This is a genomic window from Geobacter sp., assembly GCF_030834625.1.
GTDB lineage: Bacteria > Desulfobacterota > Desulfuromonadia > Geobacterales > Geobacteraceae > Geobacter.
In genome coordinates this window covers 1-18,597 of sequence record NZ_JAUQXO010000014.1, presented here as the reverse complement: position 1 = coordinate 18,597, position 18,597 = coordinate 1, and the positions used below count along the sequence as shown (strand labels likewise).

The 18,597-nt window shown below is 61.4% G+C and carries 15 protein-coding genes; all 15 read right to left on the bottom strand.

The genetic code is table 11. The features are described 5' to 3' along the window. Positions 1-27: 27 nt before the first annotated feature. Entirely contained in the window at positions 28-2,112 is a 2,085-nt protein-coding gene (locus RCH91_RS02870; RefSeq protein WP_306533029.1) for an LPS-assembly protein LptD, read from the bottom strand. A gap of 25 nt (positions 2,113-2,137) precedes the next feature. Further along, positions 2,138-3,412: a folylpolyglutamate synthase/dihydrofolate synthase family protein gene (locus RCH91_RS02865; RefSeq protein WP_306533028.1), complete on the bottom strand. Its 1,275-nt coding sequence runs from the start codon at positions 3,410-3,412 to the stop codon at positions 2,138-2,140. Between the two features lie 121 nt (positions 3,413-3,533). Next, positions 3,534-4,376, bottom strand: coding sequence for an acetyl-CoA carboxylase, carboxyltransferase subunit beta (accD, locus tag RCH91_RS02860; RefSeq protein WP_306533027.1), 843 nt, complete (start codon positions 4,374-4,376; stop codon positions 3,534-3,536). 83 nt (positions 4,377-4,459) lie between these two features. Then, positions 4,460-5,254: a tryptophan synthase subunit alpha gene (trpA, locus tag RCH91_RS02855; protein ID WP_306533026.1), complete on the bottom strand. Its 795-nt coding sequence runs from the start codon at positions 5,252-5,254 to the stop codon at positions 4,460-4,462. A 37-nt stretch (positions 5,255-5,291) separates the two neighbouring features. After that, positions 5,292-7,475: a methyl-accepting chemotaxis protein gene (locus RCH91_RS02850; protein WP_306533025.1), complete on the bottom strand. Its 2,184-nt coding sequence runs from the start codon at positions 7,473-7,475 to the stop codon at positions 5,292-5,294. A 113-nt stretch (positions 7,476-7,588) separates the two neighbouring features. Further along, positions 7,589-9,499, bottom strand: a complete 1,911-nt coding sequence (locus RCH91_RS02845; RefSeq protein ID WP_306533024.1) for an ABC-F family ATP-binding cassette domain-containing protein — start codon at positions 9,497-9,499, stop codon at positions 7,589-7,591. Then, on the bottom strand, positions 9,496-9,999 hold the full coding sequence (locus RCH91_RS02840) for an LEA type 2 family protein (RefSeq protein ID WP_306533023.1): 504 nt from the start codon (positions 9,997-9,999) through the stop codon (positions 9,496-9,498). Before RCH91_RS02840 ends, RCH91_RS02845 begins: the two co-directional genes overlap by 4 nt. Positions 10,000-10,163: 164 nt before the next feature. Next, positions 10,164-10,811: a transglycosylase SLT domain-containing protein gene (locus tag RCH91_RS02835; RefSeq protein WP_306533022.1), complete on the bottom strand. Its 648-nt coding sequence runs from the start codon at positions 10,809-10,811 to the stop codon at positions 10,164-10,166. Positions 10,812-11,166: 355 nt separating this feature from the next. Beyond that, a complete protein-coding gene (trpB, locus tag RCH91_RS02830; RefSeq protein WP_306533021.1) occupies positions 11,167-12,357 on the bottom strand; it encodes a tryptophan synthase subunit beta in 1,191 nt (396 codons plus the stop codon). A gap of 98 nt (positions 12,358-12,455) precedes the next feature. Next, a complete protein-coding gene (locus RCH91_RS02825) occupies positions 12,456-12,884 on the bottom strand; it encodes an ADP-ribose-binding protein (RefSeq protein ID WP_306533020.1) in 429 nt (142 codons plus the stop codon). A gap of 161 nt (positions 12,885-13,045) precedes the next feature. After that, positions 13,046-14,341, bottom strand: coding sequence for a hypothetical protein (locus RCH91_RS02820; RefSeq protein ID WP_306533019.1), 1,296 nt, complete (start codon positions 14,339-14,341; stop codon positions 13,046-13,048). Between the two features lie 103 nt (positions 14,342-14,444). Continuing rightward, positions 14,445-15,053 carry a phosphoribosylanthranilate isomerase gene (locus RCH91_RS02815; RefSeq protein ID WP_306533018.1) on the bottom strand — a complete coding sequence of 203 codons (609 nt, stop codon included), beginning with the start codon at positions 15,051-15,053 and terminating at the stop codon, positions 14,445-14,447. Between the two features lie 105 nt (positions 15,054-15,158). Next, positions 15,159-16,514, bottom strand: coding sequence for a TrpB-like pyridoxal phosphate-dependent enzyme (locus RCH91_RS02810; protein WP_306533017.1), 1,356 nt, complete (start codon positions 16,512-16,514; stop codon positions 15,159-15,161). A 168-nt stretch (positions 16,515-16,682) separates the two neighbouring features. Next, entirely contained in the window at positions 16,683-17,483 is an 801-nt protein-coding gene (trpC, locus tag RCH91_RS02805; protein ID WP_306533016.1) for an indole-3-glycerol phosphate synthase TrpC, read from the bottom strand. 41 nt (positions 17,484-17,524) lie between these two features. After that, positions 17,525-18,577 (bottom strand): anthranilate phosphoribosyltransferase, encoded by a 1,053-nt coding sequence (gene trpD, locus RCH91_RS02800; protein ID WP_306533015.1) that lies wholly within the window; start codon positions 18,575-18,577, stop codon positions 17,525-17,527. Positions 18,578-18,597: the final 20 nt, after the last annotated feature.

Here is an 18,597-nt window from a genome sequence, read left to right as displayed (position 1 = left end):
GTCTCCCTTTTCACAAAACGTAATCTACTAGAATACCCTGACCGTCCCCAGCGACCCTATCCCCCCCAGGTTGAAACTGACGAAGAACTCCTTGTTGTCGACACGGTCCCGGTAGGTAACATTGATGCTCCAGCACTGGTGCCGGTATTCGAGGGAGTAGAACGACTCCAGGAAATCCTCCCGGTCAAAGGAGTAACGAGAGGCGTAGTTGAAATAGAACGGCTTGAGCAGGGCGACGGATGCCCTCCCCTCCAGGTACTCCACTTCATCCCGGGCAAAGCGGTAGATCACCCCGGCGGCATTGCCGTTTCCGTCCTTGACATCGGCGGAAACGGCGGTGGTGGAGACGTTGGCGTCGTAGACGTTGAACCGGGTATCAAGGGAGAGGGAGAACTGCTTCAGGGGGTTGACCCGCGCCTCGAGCATCACGTCGGTAAAGGGACGCTTCGCGTCCACCAGCGTCAGGAGATCACGCCGGGTTTCGCTGAAGTCGTACCCTTGGGAAAGTTTGAGGTACAGGAGTTCCCGGTACTCCGCATCCCCCCCCGCGCCGGCGAACTTGCCGGTCACGTAGTTGGCCAGGGAGTAGACGACCCGGTTCTCGCCGACGAGACGGTCGTCGAAGTCAAAGAAGGGAAGCTTCTTCTGGTCCCTTTCCTGCACAAAGCTGTAGCGGACCTCGGGGATCAGCACGTGGCGAATCCTGGGCATGGCCCCGTGCTCCGTCTCGTAAACCCGCGCCAGGGTCGACGAAACAGCCCCTCCTGCCGTGGCGAGCCCCATGACGTGGGAGCCGTCGGCCTCCGGCAGGTTGTTGCCGTCATCCGCCGGGACGTCGAAGGCGTTGTAGAGCCGCAGCCGGTACCCGGCCCAGGCCGAGGCTTCGAGACCACCGAAAGGCTTTGCATAGGCGGTCAGGACCGGGTGAAGGTCGAGACGCTGCCCCTTGATCCCTTCCCGGCGGTAGAAGTTGGTGAAGCTCGATTCGTGGGAGAAAAAGAGGGGGGTCCCGAAGAGCCGCTCCCTGACGCCGGTCAGCCGAATGACCGGGAGTTTCTGGAGGGTCTTGTTGTTGTCGGGCAGGTCCTCCCGCAGATCATCCACGTAGTGGAATTCACCAGTGAGCACCTGCCGGCGGAAGTGCTTGGTGAGGGAAAGGGAGGAATCGAGCTGGTTTCGGTTGTAGACTCCGGTCTGCTCGGCGAAATCGCGGTAGAAATCCCGGTCGGTGACCAGATTGATGTCCGACTTGATGTTGAAGGTATCGGAGACAATTTCCTGATGCTTCTGGGACATGTCTCCCCGGAAGCGCTGCTGTTCGGTGTCGTAGATGACAAAGCCCCGGAAGGTCCCTTCGCTCCCCCGCTTGCGGATGTAGCGGTAGTCGACGCCGAGGCCCACACCCCGCTTGCTCTGGATGTCGAGGTTGACGGTGGCATCCTGGCTCGGGCTGATGACCCAGTAGTAGGCAAGATTGAGGGTGAGCCCCTTCTTATTGGAGTTGCCGCCCCGGGGGGTGAGGAAACCCGACTGCCGCTCCTTCGTCACCGGAAAGATCAGGTAGGGAAAATAAAAGACCGGCACATCGCTCAGATAAAAAAGGGCGTGCTTGCCGGTAGCATACTCGCCGAGGGTAATCTCCACGTCTGACGCGGAAAACTTCCAACTGGGGCGCTCGGCGTCGCAGGTAGTGAAGCTTCCCTTCTCGATCCGGTAGCTGTCGGGGCCGAGCTTGGACATCCGCGTGGCGCGGAGATGGAAGTTGCCTTTCTTGATGAAAGCATCTCCCTGCTCCACCTCCCCCGTATTGTCCTGGTAGTTGATCAGCAGCCGGTCGGCTCGCAGCGTGTCGCCGTCGCTCATGAGGGTCACGTTCCCCTGGGCCTCGGCTTCATTGCGTTCAGAAAAAAGGAGCGCCCTGTCGGACAGGAGCGTCATCCCCCGCCCCCTGATCCGGACGTTCCCCGTGGCCTCGATGCGGTCCTGTGCCGCCTCGTGGGTCAGGGTGTCCGCCTCAACGTAGACCGGACCGCCGGCGTCCCCCTGGCCGAAGACCGCGGCCGGTGCCGAGAGAAGCAGCGTGGCGATGAAAATAATTTGCCTGTTTGACACAGAAGTCCCCATGGGTGACAGTCTTTTATCCCCGGAAAGGTTCGAACCGCTGATCGAGGAGCGCCGACCGGGCCTCCCCCACCGTAAAGAGGGAACCGCAGACGAGGATCAGATCCTCTGCCCTGGCCCGGCTCCGGGCCAGGGCGAGACCGTCGGTCACGGTCCCGCCGTCGACGGCTGATACGCCCCGCTGTCGGCAGAAGGCGGCGATTTCGGCCGACGGAAGTCCCCGCTCCACCGTCGGGGTAACCGCCACCACCTCATGGGCCAGGGGAAGGAGCGGCGCGAGAATTCCCCCGACATCCTTGTCCCCCATGACCCCCACCACGACGATGAGGCGCCGGCGCGACACGTGGGCTATTGATTCGGCAAGAGCCAAAGCACCTGCCGGGTTGTGGGCACCGTCAAGGATGATGGCCGGAGAACCGGCGAAAAATTCCATCCTCCCGGGCCAGCGGGCTTGGGCGATACCGGCGCGGAGCACCTCGTCCCTCAGGGGCTGCCCCTCGGCTGAAAGAAGTTCGGCAGCGGCAAGGGCAGTTGCCGCGTTCACCGCCTGATAACGTCCCCCGATCCCCGGCGCGAGGCCGGAGAGGGTCCGCTCCATTCCCCGGTAGTCGAGGCCATCGCCTCCCCACGAGGCGCTGAAGTCGGAACCAAAGCTCACCAGGGGACTGTTGAGACGGGCAGCCTGCTCCGTGATAACGGCGAGTACCTCCGCTGGCTGGTTCGCAAGCACCACCGGCCTGCCCGGCCTGATGATGCCGCTCTTCTCCCGGGCAATGGCCTCCAGCGAATCGCCGAGCCACTCGCAGTGGTCGATTGCCACCGGGGTAATGACCGTAAGAATGCCGGCGGCGGCGCTGGTGGCGTCGGAGCCCCCCCCCATCCCCGCTTCGAGAATGGCGATGTCCACCTGCGCCTCGGCAAAGTGGAGAAGCGCCATGGCGGTCACCATCTCGAAGAAGGTGGTTCCCTCCGGCGCGGCTGACATAACCTGGGCAGCAAGGCGGCAGACCGCATCCTCGGCAATCTCGGCGCCATTGATGCGGATCCGCTCGGTGAATCGGGTAAGATGGGGAGAGGTAAAGAGCCCGGTCCGACTCCCACCCGCTGACAGGATGGAGGCCAGAAAAGCCGCCGTGGATCCCTTGCCGTTGGTCCCCGCCACGTGAACGACCCGAAGCCGTTCGTGGGGGTTGCCGACCCTCTCCAGAAGCGAGGAGACGCGGCCGAGCCCCGGTTTGATCCCGAAACGGCGCAGGCCGTAGATATGTGCCAGGGTCTCCTCGTAGGTCATGACAGGGCGGGATTATACGGGAACAGAGGGGGAAAATCCACCGCTTTGACCGAAAAGACGGCAGGGGCGGATCCGTAAAATCCGCCCCTGCCGGTCAATCGTCAGCAACGTCTCCGCAGACTCAGCCGCGGTAGAGCATCGAAAGGATCTGGGCCAGTTTTGCCCGCATCTCTTTCCGCTCCACGATCAGGTCCACCATGCCGTGGTCCAGGAGGTATTCGGCCCGCTGGAAACCCTCTGGGAGTTTCTGGCGAATGGTCTGCTCGATGACCCGGGGGCCGGCAAAGCCGATGAGGGCCTTGGGCTCGGACATATTGATGTCGCCCAGCATGGAGAAGCTGGCGGTGACGCCACCGGTGGTGGGGTCGGTGAGGATGGAGATATAGGGGAGCCCCAGATCCTTCAGCTTCGCCAGGGCCGCGGAGGTCTTGGCCATCTGCATGAGGGAGAGGATGCTCTCCTGCATCCGGGCACCGCCGGAGGCGGAGATGATGATGACCGGAGTCCGCTTCTCGATCCCCCGCTCGATGGCGCGGGTGATCTTCTCCCCCACCACGCTCCCCATACTCCCCCCCATGAAGGAGAAGTCGAAGACCGCCAGCTGGACCGGGATGGTTTCGATGGTCCCCGCGCCGCAGATTACCGCGTCACGGGAGCCCCCCTTGGCAACCGCCTGCTGGATGCGGTCCTTGTAACTCTTGGAGTCCTTGAAGTCGAGAACGTCCACCGACGTCAATCCGGCATCGAACTCCGTGAAGCTCCCCGGGTCCATGAGAAGATCGATACGCTGCCGCGCGGAGATCCGGTAGTGGTGTCCGCACTGGGGGCAGACATTGATGTTTTTCTCCAGATCCTTCGTGAGGAGGTTTGCCTTGCAGCTCACGCACTTGGTCAGAAGCCCCTCGGGAATATTCACCTTCTTGTCGGCCGCACCAGGCGCCTTGTCACGTTTGAACCACGCCATGTTTTCGCTCCGTCGGGGTCAGTAACGCCCCGGATCTTTTTAGTGAAAATGAACCCCTCTGGTACCAGAAATCGACTGCAAAGTCAACGTTCGATCGCTCCCTTGAGCGACGAGACGAGCGCGGCCAATTTCTTCTTCAGCTCGTCGCCCGTGCATGTTTCGAAGAGCTTCACGATGGCGCTGCCGACCACCACGCCGTCGGCCACGGCAGCCACCCGCGCCGCCTGTTCTGGTGTGGCGATGCCGAACCCCACCGCCACCGGAACCGTGGTCCTCTCCCTGATGGCGGCAACGTTGCCGGACACCGACTCCTCGACGCCACTGCGGACGCCAGTCACGCCGGTAACGGAGACGTAGTAGATGAAGCCGCGTGCCTGGCGGGCCACCGTGCGGATCCGCGCCGCATCGGAGGTGGGGGTAAGGAGAAAGATGACATCAATCCCGTGCCGGTCGGCGCACACCTTGAACTCGCCAGCCTCCTCGGGGGGAAGGTCCACCAGCAGGACGCCGTCTACCCCCGCGGCGGCTGCATCGGCGGCAAACCGCTCAAGCCCGTAGCTGAGGATCGGATTGAAGTACCCCATGAGCACAATGGGCACCTGGGTCCGGGCACGGACCGATTTTACCGTGGCTAAAATCTTCGGCAGCGTTGTGCCGGCGGCCAGGGCCCGCTCCGAGGAAAGCTGGATGGTGGGACCGTCGGCCATGGGATCGGAAAAGGGAACGCCGAGCTCGATAATGTCGGCGCCGCTCTCCGCCAGGAGCGGAATCAACTCCTCCGTAGCGGCGAGATCCGGGTCACCGGCCGTGATGAAGGTGACAAGCGCCTTCTTTCCGTTTCGTTTCAGTTCGGCAAAGGCGCCGGCGATTCTGCTCATTGGAAACCTTTCGGGGTAGAGACCGGTTGGTCTCCAGTCACTTATTTTCGAGCTTGAAGCTGTTCATCTCCCCTTGGAGCACCTCGAGCTGGCGGGAGAGACGGGAAACGGAATCCTCCATCATTTTGGCGGCACCAAGGTTGGTGTCGGTGGATTCCTGGATATTCTCCACGGCGCGGATAATCTGCTCGCTGCCGCGGGTCTGCTCGTCACAGGCACGCTTGATCTGCCGGATCATGGTGGTGATGTTCTCCGTGGAACTGGCGATGAAGTTCCCCACGTTGGCCTGCTCCTTGGTGGAAACCCTGACCTGGGAAGTGAGCCCCTTCATCCGCTCGGCGGCCCCCATGATCATGTCGCTCCCCTTGCTCTGCTCGCGGGTGGCGCTGGCGATCTGGCCGATCATGTCGGAAACCTGCTCCATGGCCTCGCGGATCATCTGGCTCCCCTTGGCCTGCTCCATGGTGGCCCGGGCAATGCTTTCCACCTGGTCGGTGGTCTGCTGAACCCCGGTGACGATCTTGGTGAGGGCTTCGCCCGACCGCTGTGACAGGGTCTCGCCGTCGGCGATGCTCTTTTCGGCAACCTCGATCGCCTCTACGGCCCGGGCGGTTTCATCCTGAACCCCCTTGATGAGCTGGGATATCTCCCGGGTGGAACTGGAGGTCCGCTCGGCCAGCTCCTTGATCTCGTCGGCCACCACGGCAAAGCCTTTGCCGTGCTCCCCCGCCTGGGCGGCGATTATGGCGGCGTTCAGGGCCAGGAGGTTGGTCTGCTCGGCCACCTCGTCGATGACCGAAAGAATGGCGCCGATATCGGTGACGCGACCGGAGAGGGTCTCGATCACCTCGGAGGTGATGCGGGACGAGCGCTTGATTTCGCTGATGCCGGCGATGGTCGCCTCCACCGAGGCTTTCCCCGTCTCGGCGTCGCGCCGCACCTCCTCGGAGATGGTGGCCGCATCCATAGCGTTCTTTTCAACCTGCTTGATGGAGCTGTCCATCTGCGCCACCGACGACGCGGTGGTGGCGGTCACCTCCATGAGGCTCGTGACGCTGCCGCTGATCTGCTTGATGGAGGCCACCATCTCTACGACGGAGGAACTCACTTCCTCCACCGATTGGGCCAGGGCCTCGGCGTTCAGGGCCACCTCCTCGATGCTGGCGGCCATCTCCAGGATGGAGGACGAGGTTTCCGACGCCGAGAGGGAGAGGCTGTCGACCCCGGTGGAAACCTCTTTGATGGAGGCGTTGATCTCCGTGACCGCGGAGGAGGTCTGGGCAACGCCATCCGCCTGGACTTCGGCAGCGGCAAGGACCCGCCGTGACGCCTCAAAGATGTTGGCCGAGATCTGCCCCACCTCCACAAGGGATCGGTTCACCTTCTTCACCAGTTCGCCGAGCTTCTCCAGCATGGTGTTGAAGTCCTCGCCGAGCCGGCCGAGTTCGTCTCCCGAGGGATTGGCCACCCGGGAGGAGAGATCCCCCTCGGCGCCTCCCTTCATGGCGGTGACCATCTGGTCGACGCGGCGGATGATGTTGCGGGTGGCGACGATGCCGAAGGAGAGGGCGAGGGCCGCGGCGCCCACGATGACAATGATGAAGGTGACGCTGACGGAGGTCTTGATCCGTCCAGTCTCCTTCCCCACCTCTCGCATCATCTCCTTGACCGTTTCGATGAGATCGTCAATATCCCGGGCCACAAACTCGCTGGCGCCAGTCAATTCAGAGATGAGGCGACCTTCGGAGACGGCCGACGGAGCCTGCTGTCCGGAAATGACTGCCGACTTGTAGGCGATAATCCGCTCGGCCACCTTTTCGTATTCGCCCCACGTCTCCATGAGGGCCTCTGCGTGGGACTCCATGACGCTGTCCTTGGGCGCCGCCTGCAGCCCCAGCGCGTCGTCCCCCTTGAGAAGCCCCTTGCTGTAGCGGCGGATGAGGTCGCGGCTCTTGTGATATGAGTCGATGTGTTCCTTCATCCCCTTGTCGTCAATATGGGCCATCATCCCTTCCAGGAGGTCGGCACGGGTAGTTCGCTCGGCCGCCTGGAGCTGGAGCGCAACCTTCTGCTGATCGTACCTGCTCTGCAGAACGGACACGACACGGTTCGAAACCATGCTGATGCTCCGGATGCCGATGAGGCCGGTCACCGCCACGATGATGGCCATGATGACGAAGGAACCGATGAGTCGTACGCCAAGTTTCATATCTTTGAGCATGAGTGCTCCTGAGCGTGGAAAGTGTTGAAAAACAACCCGTCTTGGTATAGCAGCCAAGGTCTGATTTTTCAAGCGAAAAGAGGCTTTCGGCGCGGCCTTGCGGCCATCCGGGCCTACCCCTCCGACCGCTTGGTTTCGAGCTCTTCCCAGCGTGCAAGGAGCACCTCCAGCTCATCCCCGAGGCGGGCGAATTCGGTGGAAAGGGCCGCAATCCCCCCCGGTGCACCGGCGTAGGCCGCCGGGTCAGCCAGGGCGGCCTCCACCTCTGCGGTACGGAGCTCCAGACGGGCGATCTCCGCCTCCACCCGCTCAAGCTCCTGACGTTCGGCAAAGGTGAGCCCCCGCTTGCGGGGCCGCTCGCGCACCGCGGCAGCGGCCGCGACGGACTTGCCGTTGCCCCCGCCCCCTTTTTCCTCCCCCTTCAGGGCCTGGGCCCTCAGTTCCCGGTAGAGGGTGTAATTCCCTTCGTAGAAGACGACCCGCCCCTCCCCCTCGAAGGAGAGGATGCCGGTCGCCACCTTGTCGAGGAAAAAGCGGTCGTGGGTCACCATGAGGACGCAGCCGGAAAAGCGGGTCAGGGCGTCGTCGAGAAGCTGCAGCGTCGGAATGTCCAGGTCGTTGGTGGGCTCGTCCAGAACGAGGAGGTTGGCGTCGGCCATCATGAGCCGGGCCAGGATGAGACGGCTCTTCTCGCCACCGGAAAGGGTGGAGATCCGCCGCATCCGGTCCGAGGGGGAGAAGAGAAACTCCTCCAGATAGCCGATCTTGTGGCGCCGCTCACCCCCCACCGTCACATGGTCACCCTCGCCGAGGAAGTCATAGAGGGTCTCCCCCTGATCGAGGATCTCACGGTTCTGGTCGAAGTAGGCGATGCGGGTCTTGGCGCCGACCACCACCGTCCCGGCGTCGGGTTGCTCCTCCCCCATGATCATCCGCACGAGGGTGGTCTTGCCGCAGCCGTTGGGGCCGATGATCCCGACCCGGTCGCCACGCTTCATGAGAAAGGTGAGATCGTCCACCAGCAGCTGTCCCCCCAGGGACTTCCGCACCCCCTGGAGTTCCATGATGGTGCCCCCCAGGGAGTCGCCGGGGGTGAACGCGATGGTCGTTTCCCGGTTTGCCTCCACCCGGGAGCGTGACTCCAGGTCGTGGAACCGGTCGATGCGGGCCTTCTGCTTGGTGGTGCGGGCCTTGGGGCCCCGCCGCATCCAGGCGGTCTCGTTCCGCAGCAGATTCAGGAGCCGCTCCTGCCCCCGGGCCTCCTGGGCGAGCCGCTCCTCCCGCTGGGCCAGGTAACTGGAGTAGCCGCCGCCGTAGGCGGTGATCTGTCCCCGCTCCAGATCCAGCATCCGGCTCACCACCTGGTCGAGGACGTAGCGGTCGTGGGTGATGAGGAGCACCGCGCCGGGATAGGCAATGAGGTGCTCCTGGAGCCATTGGACCGTGTCGGCGTCCAGGTGGTTGGTGGGCTCGTCCAGAAGGAGCAGGTCCGGGGCCTGAAGGAGGAGCCGCCCCAGGGCCACCCGCCGCTTCGTCCCGCCGGAAAGCTCTCCGATCCGCCGGCTCCGGTCCGGGATCCCCAGATGAGTCATGATCTCCGCCACCCGATGGTCGGTGTTCCAGCCGCCGTGGTGCTCGATCCAGGTGGAAAGCTCCCCCTGGCGCTCCAGGAGTCGCTCGTGGTCCGGCGACGACTCGGCAAGCTGAGCCGTCACCCCTTCGTAGTCGGCCATGATCCGCCGGATCGCTACGAGTCCCCCCTCGATCTCCTCGCCGATGGTGAGCCCGTCGTCCAGGAGAGGCTCCTGGGAGAGGTAGCCGATGGACGCGCCGCGGCGGGTCATGATGGTCCCGCCGTCCCGCTCTTCGAGGCCGGCGAGGATCTGCATGAGGGTCGACTTGCCGCAGCCGTTGACGCCGATGAGCCCCACCTTCTCCTCCTCGCCAATGGCAAAGGCGACGCCGTCGAGGATAGCGCGGGAACCGAAGCTCTTGGTGAGTCCGATTACGTCAATGACATTCATGGTCTGAAACCATTGAGAAGCTCGGAAACCCCCTTGAGGAGACCGGAGTTGCGGTAGCGCTCGGGCACCGCGAACTCGCTTGACTTGCTCACCGGCACCGTGGAGGTCCCAAAGGGGGTTTCCACCTCGAACCCCGCCACGAGAGCATAGGGGATGCGACTGGCATCGGGATTCCGCTTGAGGATTTCCCACAGGTCCCCGTAGGCGATCCGGAAGGGAAGCCGCACATCGGTGGCCTTCTCGGCGGGGAACTCGACCCGCTCGCGCATCCCCCCCTTCGTGAGGGGAAGCGCCATGACGCTCAGATCATAGGTGTACCCCTTGAGTACCAGGGGAAACGAGTTGGGGTTGGTGACCGTCACGAGAAACTCAAGGTCCACTCCCCCGGCGCCAACCCCAACCACATTCAGGTCCCGGACCTTCACCTCCGGTTTGTCCAGAATGAGCGAGCAGCCGGCACAGAGGAACAACCCAACCATGAGAACGAACAGTTTTTTCATCGAAAACTCCTGACAACTACGTGGTCTGAATCAGCACCTTACCACATCCGCACGCCACTCCGGAAGCATTCCCCCCACCCGACGACGCTAACCATGAAAAAAGGGCGGACTCCTTTCGAAGTCCGCCCCTCGTGGCTGGCGGCCACGCTCCCCTTCTGACAGGCCTATGAAGCCTTGACAGACGAGAAGCGGGTTTCGTCGGCCCGCATCTGCTGGGGAGTGCCGAGCTCCCTCAGGAGCTCGCGCTGATAGCGGAGCCGTTTGATTTCGTAGGCGTCGGCTTCGGGGCCGACTCCACAGTACAGTTTCTTTGCCCTCACCAGATTGCCGCGGGCCATGTCGACCTTGGTGGCCAACTCCCTGACGGCGGCCTCTGCACACTTTTCGTCGTCGGCCATCTCGTTGGGACGGAATCCGTGGCTCTCGGCCCGGTAGGGCATCAGTTGCCAGACACCAAGTGCCCCCTTCGACGAAACAGCCTTCGGATCGAATCCGATGGAGCCGGTTTCAGCCAGGGCGAGCTCGGCAAGATCGACGGGCATGAAGTCAGTGCCGAGGGTCTTCATGTAGCAGAGGGATGCGAGCCGGTGGGCACGCTCTGCGGTGGTGCGCCGGGCAAAAACCGTGGCAATGGCCCTGGCCTGCCGCTTGCGTTCATCCAACTCGACGCCCTGTTCCATGAGCCGGCGGACCTCCATGTCAAACCCGGAATCGCTCAGAACCACCGTGACGGGGTCCCTGAGCAGTCCGGTCTGGTTGCAGGATACACCAGTGAGCATCATGACTGCTGATAGAAGGATCAATTTTTTCATAGTTGTTTTTTTTGTCGGTTTTCGAGGCTTTGCCGGACGGTCAACAAGATTGGGAAGGATACGCGCAGGATGCGCGAGACCGGCTCCGGCCGATAACTCCTTTCTTAGGTGTAGAGACTGAACACGTCTCCCGGTTAGAGGAAATAATTAAGCGTCGTGGCCTTTAATGAATTCACCAGACTCCACAAACGGCAAAAGGACCCGAATGGGGTCCTTTCCCGGTGCCTGTTCTATTTTGCAGGCGAATTGGATAGTAAGATAAAACGGTTGCAGATGTCAAGCGTTTTTTTAGTATTTACATGTAATTACAATTAGTTACGTAGGTTTCTGTCGCTTTTTTCATTTCCGGACGGTGTTAGAACCGGACCCCCATGGCGTCGGCCACCGTGTGGATATCCTTGTCACCCCGACCCGAGAGACAGACGACGATGGTCTGCTCCCTGGGCAGCGTCGGCGCCAGCTTCATCACGTGGGCGATGGCGTGGGACGACTCCAGGGCCGGCATGATCCCCTCCTCACGGGTCAGGAGATTGAAGGCGTCCAAGGCCTCCTCGTCGGTGACCGACACGTACTCGGCCCGCCCCTCATCCTTGAGCCAGGAGTGTTCGGGACCCACACCGGGGTAGTCGAGTCCGGCGGAAATGGAATGGGCGTTACTGATCTGACCGAACTCGTCCTGAAGGAGATAGGTCTTGTTGCCGTGGAGGACCCCGACGCTCCCGGCGCACAGCGGCGCCGCGTGGGCGCCGGAGGCGATGCCGTGGCCCGCCGCCTCCACCCCGATCATCCGAACCTCACGGTCCTTGAGGAACGGGTAAAAGAGCCCCAGGGCGTTGCTGCCGCCGCCGACGCAGGCCACCAGCACATCGGGAAGCCGTCCCTCGACCTTTTTGTGCTGGGCCTTGGCCTCGCGGCCGATGATCGCCTGGAAGTCCCGGACCATGGCCGGATAGGGATGGGGTCCCGCCACGGTGCCGATCACGTAGAAGGTGTTGTGGATGTAGGTCACCCAGTTGCGCAGGGCCTCGTTCATGGCGTCCTTCAGGGTGGCGGTGCCGGCGGTTACCGGCGTGACCTTCGCTCCCAGGAGTTTCATCCGGAAGACGTTCAGGGCCTGGCGGCGGATGTCCTCCTCCCCCATGAAGACCTCGCACTCCATGCCGAAGAGGGCTGCGATGGTGGCGGTGGCCACCCCGTGCTGGCCGGCGCCGGTCTCGGCAATGACCCGCTTCTTCCCCATCCGCTTCGCCAGAAGTCCCTGGCCGATGGTGTTGTTCACCTTGTGGGCGCCGGTGTGGTTCAGGTCCTCGCGCTTGAGGTATATCTTCGCGCCCCCCAGCTTCTTCGTGAGCTTTTCCGCGTAGTAGAGGGGATTGGGGCGCCCCACGTACTGGCGGAGGTAGTAGTTGAACTCCTCCTTGAATTCGCGGTCGTTTTTGTAGTGGTTGTAGGCCTTCTCAAGCTCCAGGAGCGCCGGCATGAGCGTCTCCGGCACGTAGCGGCCGCCGAACTGGCCGAAGTGGCCCTGCTTGTCGGGTAATTTCATGTATATCCTCCATTGTTCTTATTTATTCGTTTATTGGTCACATTGGCTGATATCCAGGAACCGAGGCTGACCATTCTCGCACATCAGGGGAAGCCCCATCAAGGGGCAGTAATCACCGTAAACCGGTCGTCAAGGATATCCGCCAGGAGCGGCCGCACATCCTGCCACGCCAGGCCGCCACCGCCGCAGCCGGGACGGGGGACGATGATGCGGGACCACCCCTCGCGGTCTGCCAGTGCCCGGAGCTCTTCCGCGGAACGCCGGATGAGACGCAGGTCGGGAGTTGCCCACGGGCTCTCCTCCACGGGAAAGCTGACAAGGCCGTCGCCGATGGCGTGGACGTGGTTCCCCCCTTCGGACAGCAACGCACCGAGACGCGCCGGCAAATCGGGGAACCGCTCCTGGGCCTGTCGGGCGCAGCCGCGCCCCAGAACGGCCTCCCCCTTCTTTGTCAGGTGGCCGTTGGTGGTGATGCAGAGGATCGCTTTTCCGAGGTAGTCCCAGATGTTGCCGGTTGTTTCTGTCAATGGGTGGTCCTGTGATTGTGTAACGGGACCGCACTTGACCTGCCGGGCAGCCTTATCGCCCGGACACGGTCCAAGTGCAAGTTGGGCTCACTTTTCACTACAAATTGCGTGCAAATGGAAATGGAGAGCTGACCCTTCAGCCTCTCATCTGAAATGAGACGCTAAGGAATAATTCTCAAGCCTTCGTTTTTAGATGAGTATCCAAACTGGAACCCAAAACTACTTTCATATTCCCCACGAATGAAGGTTTCTTCTTTTTTAATTCTTTCCGCATTTTCCAGAAAGACTTTAAGCAGTTTAAGATTTCTATACTCTTCAGGTGTATGCTCATACTTATATACTATTTCAAAAGCTTTAGAGAAATATTGCTCTACACCTTCAAAATTATTACCCTGAAGAGCTAATATAGCTTTGCTAGTGTCAAAACCAGGAATAAGTCCTGACAAATAAGCAGTAGCCCTTATAGTTTCGCAGTATCTTCTGTAAGGAGTTAACACTTTGCTATGTGAAATAAACATAGTTGAAGTAGCTGCTTTAAGGTACTCGGGGGGCTGCTTTGCTAGTGCTTCGTCAGTTGTTGATTTGTAACTAATCAAATGTCGCAAGGTCGATATTTTCTCAAAGTTTTCTAGATTTGTGATTATACTGCTGGCGACAAACATGATAAAAACTGCAACAGTGATACTGCGACCTATCTTGATTTCCTCTGTGGTCGCGCCTTTCAGGCCAATAAGCACTATCAATGCCCACCACCAATAAAGTACACCTTCGGCGACCCAAACCCCAAAGAGAGATACTAATAGAGTTGAATTTGGGGCTAATTTCTTAATGAAATGGCTAAGGAAGAATGATGAAATAACATTATTGAGTACTGAAATCGGTATAAATAGAAAACTTGCACGAGCTACCGCTATTGTAATCTCCTTATAGCCAACCCTGACCTTTGAGATGTAGATGATTACTAATTTAAGTAGGGGTAGGAATACCAACGTTCCCACGAACAACCCTAACATTGACATAAAGGCATCATCAAAAGATGGCTTTGCGGTTAATACAAGTAATTTAAGCACTTTATTGATAAACTTTTGTAGATTGCCAAAACTTTGTATCATTGCTGCCAAAAAAACATTCATAACAAAAAACAATAGAGATGAAACAACTTCGCTTTTATTCAATTTTTCGATCGTTTTTTTGGGATGAAGGCACATCCCATATAGATTTTTGGAATATTCAACCAAAACAGTTTCTACGAATTCGAAGGTGTTGAAAACCTTGCCCTCTACTTCCTCTTTTGACCACATCTGCCATTCTCCATATATAGTCAGCTCGGCTGTTTGCCAACTCGTCATTGAGCAGTTCACGCGCGCACGCGCGTGAACCGGTGATCTACCCCGTTGGAACATTTCTCCCAAGAGCAAGTGACTGAACTGCTCAGGTCCACACACTGGCAAATACACCAGTTTCTTCCGATCAAAACCGCCCCTCAACGACCATACAAGAAAAGGGGATGGATATACTTCCGTCCCCTTTTCCGATAAATGATCCCGCCCTTCCAGTCCTCTATGCCTTGGCCCGCCGAATGAACTCCCGCACCCTGGCTCCATCCTTCCGGCCGGGAGCGCTCTCCACGCCGCCCGATACGTCCACGGCATAGGGCTTTACCGCTTCCACAGCCTCCCGGACGTTGTCGGGGGTGAGGCCGCCGGCGAGGATGATCGGGCCGAACTCCTTTGCCGCCTTCGCGATGTCCCAGTTGAAGGTGAGGCCGGTGCCGCCGTAGGCGGTGGGGGAATAGGCATCCAGGAGATGGGCCGCCACGCGGTAGTGGCGGATCGGGTCGAGACTGGTGATGTCCTGCACCCGGAACGCCTTGATCACCCGGCACTCCACGGCGTCGCAGAACTCCGGCGGCTCGTCGCCGTGGAGCTGGACCAGATCGAGGCGGCAGCGGGCGGCCGTTTCGTTGACGAATGCCAGGGGGCGGTTGACGAAGAGCCCCACCGTCTGCACGAAGGGGGGGAGTGCCGCGATGATACCGGCGGCCCCATCGGGTGTCACGTGGCGGGGTGATTCATCGTGAAAGACAAAGCCGAGGGCGTCGGCGCCGGCCTCCACCGCCATGAGGGCGTCCTCCAGGGACGTTATGCCGCAGATCTTTACACGAACCATTAAGAACCCGTAGGGGCGGGTCTCAGACCCGCCCAGGTTTCGGAATATTTCCCTTCCCAACAAAATCGACAGAAAGGGCAGGTCTGAGACCTGCCCCTACAAAATTTACAGATTCACCTTCGGCAGCCGGGCCAGGGACTCCCGGATCATCTCCTCGGGATACTCGAAATCCTCCAGACCGCCGGAGAGGTAGGCGTCGTAGGCCACCATGTCCAGCTGGCCGTGGCCCGAGAGACAGAAGAGGATGGTCTTTTCCTTCCCCTCCTCCTTGGCGATGACCGCTTCGTCAATTGCCGCCCGGACCGCGTGGGACGACTCGGGGGCCGGGACGATCCCCTCGCTCCGGGCGAAGAGGTGGGCCGCCTCGAAGCAGGCGGTCTGCCGGTACGACTTGGCCTCGATGAGCCCCGCGTGGTGCAGCTGCGACACCAAGGGCGATTCGCCGTGGTAGCGCAGGCCCCCGGCGTGGATTCCCGGCGGCATGAAGTCGTGCCCCAGGGTGTACATCATGGCGATGGGGGCCATCTTGGCGGTGTCGCCGTAGTCGAAGGCGTAGACCCCCTTGGTGAGAGTGGGGCACGAGGCGGGCTCCACGGCGAGGCAGCGGACGTTCTTGCCGGCGGCCCGGTCGGAGAGGAACGGGAACGCGGTTCCGGCGAAATTGGAGCCGCCGCCGCAGCAGGCGATGACAACATCGGGGTAGTCGCCGGCAATGGCAAGCTGCTCCTTGGCCTCCAGGCCGATGACGGTCTGGTGGAGGCAGACGTGGTTCAGGACGCTCCCCAGGGCGTAGTTGGTGTCGGCACGGGAGGCGGCGTCCTCCACCGCCTCGGAGATGGCGATGCCGAGGCTCCCGTTGCTGTCCGGGTCGTGGGCCAGGATGGAGCGGCCGGCATTGGTGAATTCCGACGGCGACGGGATCACGTTGGCCCCCCAGAGCTGCATCATGCTCTTGCGGTAGGGCTTCTGGAAGCACGACACCTTCACCATGTAGACGGTGCACTCGAGCCCGAACATGGAACAGGCCAGGGCCAGAGAGCTCCCCCACTGGCCGGCGCCGGTTTCGGTGGCCAGGCGCCGGATGCCGGCCTGCTTGTTGTAGTAGGCCTGGGGGATGGCGGAGTTGGGCTTGTGGGAGCCGGCGGGCGACACCCCTTCGTATTTGTAGTAGATCTTCGCCGGGGTGCCGAGGGCCTGCTCCAGCCGCCGGGCCCGGTAGAGGGGGGACGGCCGCCAGAGCCGGTAGATCTCGCGGACCTCATCGGGGATCGGAATCCACCGCTCGCCCGAGACCTCCTGCTCGATGATGGCCATGGGGAAGATGGGGAGGAGATCGTCTGGAGTCACCGGCTGGAGGGTCCGGGGGTTGATGACCGGCGCCAGGGGACCCGGCATGTCGGGGATGATGTTGTACCAGTGGGTGGGGATGCGGCTCTCGTCCAGCAGTATTTTGGTTTGCATGGCAACCTCACAACGGAAATAATCATCAAAATAACACGGAGCAACGGAGCACACGGAGAAAACAAAAAATTTGTCTTGGTGGGAAAAGGGGAGGTTATTCCCTGTTCTTCAACGGTTATTCTCAGATTTTGCTCCGTTGCTCCGTTGCTCCGTGTTTCAGATTGTTTGTTATCCCAGCAACTCCCGCAGCTTGGCCCCGATATCCCCCTCCCGCATGAGGGACTCGCCGATGAGGAAGCCGTGGGCGCCGGCTGCCTGGAGGCGGAGGATGTCGTCGCGGGTGTTGATGCCGCTTTCGGCCACCACGAACCGGTCGGCGGGAATCATGGGAAGGAGCTGCTCGGTGGTGGCCAGGTCTACAACGAAGGTGCGGAGGTTGCGGTTGTTGATGCCGATGAGTGAGCAGCCGGAAGCAAGGGCCGTCTCCAGCTCCGGCTCGTCGTGGACCTCCAGCAGGACATCGAGGGACAGCTCCCGGGCGAGCCCCGCCAGTTCCTGAATGTGAGCCAGATCCAGCATGGCGGCGATGAGGAGGATGGCGTCGGCCCCGGCGGCCCGGGCCTCGTACACCTGGTAGGGGTCGAAGAGGAAATCCTTCCGCAGTAGCGGCAACCGCACCTGTTCCCGGATGAGGGCCAGATACCGGAGGTTCCCCAGGAAAAAGCGTTCCTCGGTCAGGACCGACAGGCATGCCGCGCCGTTTTTCTCATAGGTTTCGGCAATCGTCAGGGGATCGAAGTCGGGGCGGATGAGCCCCTTGGAGGGGGATCCCTTCTTTACCTCGGCGATGACGGCAGTCCAGCCGGAGGCATGGCAGTCGCGCAGGGCACGCTCGAACCCCCGGGGCTGGTCTTCCAGGTCGGCGATGCGTGACTTCAGCTCGGCAAGGGGGGTGGCGGAACGGGCCGCGGCCACCTCGCCGCGCTTGTGCTTGACGATTTTTTTCAGGATATCGGGGGTATCGGTCATGGGCTATCTTTCAGAGTGTAGGGGCAATTCATGAATTGCCCCTACTGGTTGGTGATCCTGATCAATTCTTCCAGCTTTGCCAGGGCGCGGCCCGAGTCGATGGCCTCGGCGGCGAGACGGACCCCTTCGGCCGGGTCCGTGGCCTTGCCGGCGGCCACGAGGGCGTAGGCGGCGTTCAGGAGGACCACGTCCCGCCTGGGTCCCGCAGCCCCTTCCAGGATGCCCCGGACGATGCTGGCGTTGCCCGCGGCGTCGCCGCCGCGAAGCTCACCGGGGGGGCAGGAGGCAAAGCCGAACTCCTCGGGGGTGATGGTCCGCACCGTCACCCCTTCCCGGGTCACCTCGGCAACGCGGGTCTCGCGGGTGAGGGTGATCTCGTCCATGCCGTCCATGCCGTGGACCACGAAGCCGCGCCGGCAACCCAGCTTGTGGAGGACGTGGGCCAGTTGCTCCACCAGGTCCTCCCGGTAGACGCCCAGGACCTGGCAGTCGGCCCCGGCAGGGTTCGTGAGAGGGCCGAGGATGTTGAAGATGGTCCGGATGCCGATCTCCTTGCGGGGGCCGATGGCGTGCTTCATGGCACCGTGGAGGGCCGGGGCGAAGAGGAAGCCGATGCCGATCGTTGCGATGGAACGCTCCACCGTCTCCGGCGTAACGTCCAGGTTGACGCCGAGGGACTCTAGGACGTCGGCACTCCCGCAGGCAGACGAGACGGCCCGGTTGCCGTGCTTTGCCACCTTCACCCCGCAGGATGCCACCACGAAGGAGACGGTGGTGGAGATATTGAAGGTGTTGGTGCCGTCCCCCCCGGTGCCCACCACGTCCAGAATCGTCTCCTGGTCGATATTGATGTCGTCCCGGTCGATGTCGAGGACCCCCTTGCCGACCCGGATGGGGGTGGCACGGTCCCGCATGACCCGGGCCGCACCGGTGATCTCCGCCACCGTTTCACCCTTCATTCGCAGGGCGGTGATGAAGGCGGCGATCTGGGCCGGGGTGGCCTCCCCGGACATGATCTGGTCCATGACCTCGATCATCTCGGCTTCGGTGAGGTCGATACGCTCAACTACCTTGGCGATTGCTTTTTTGATCATATGGTTCACCTGTAGGGGCG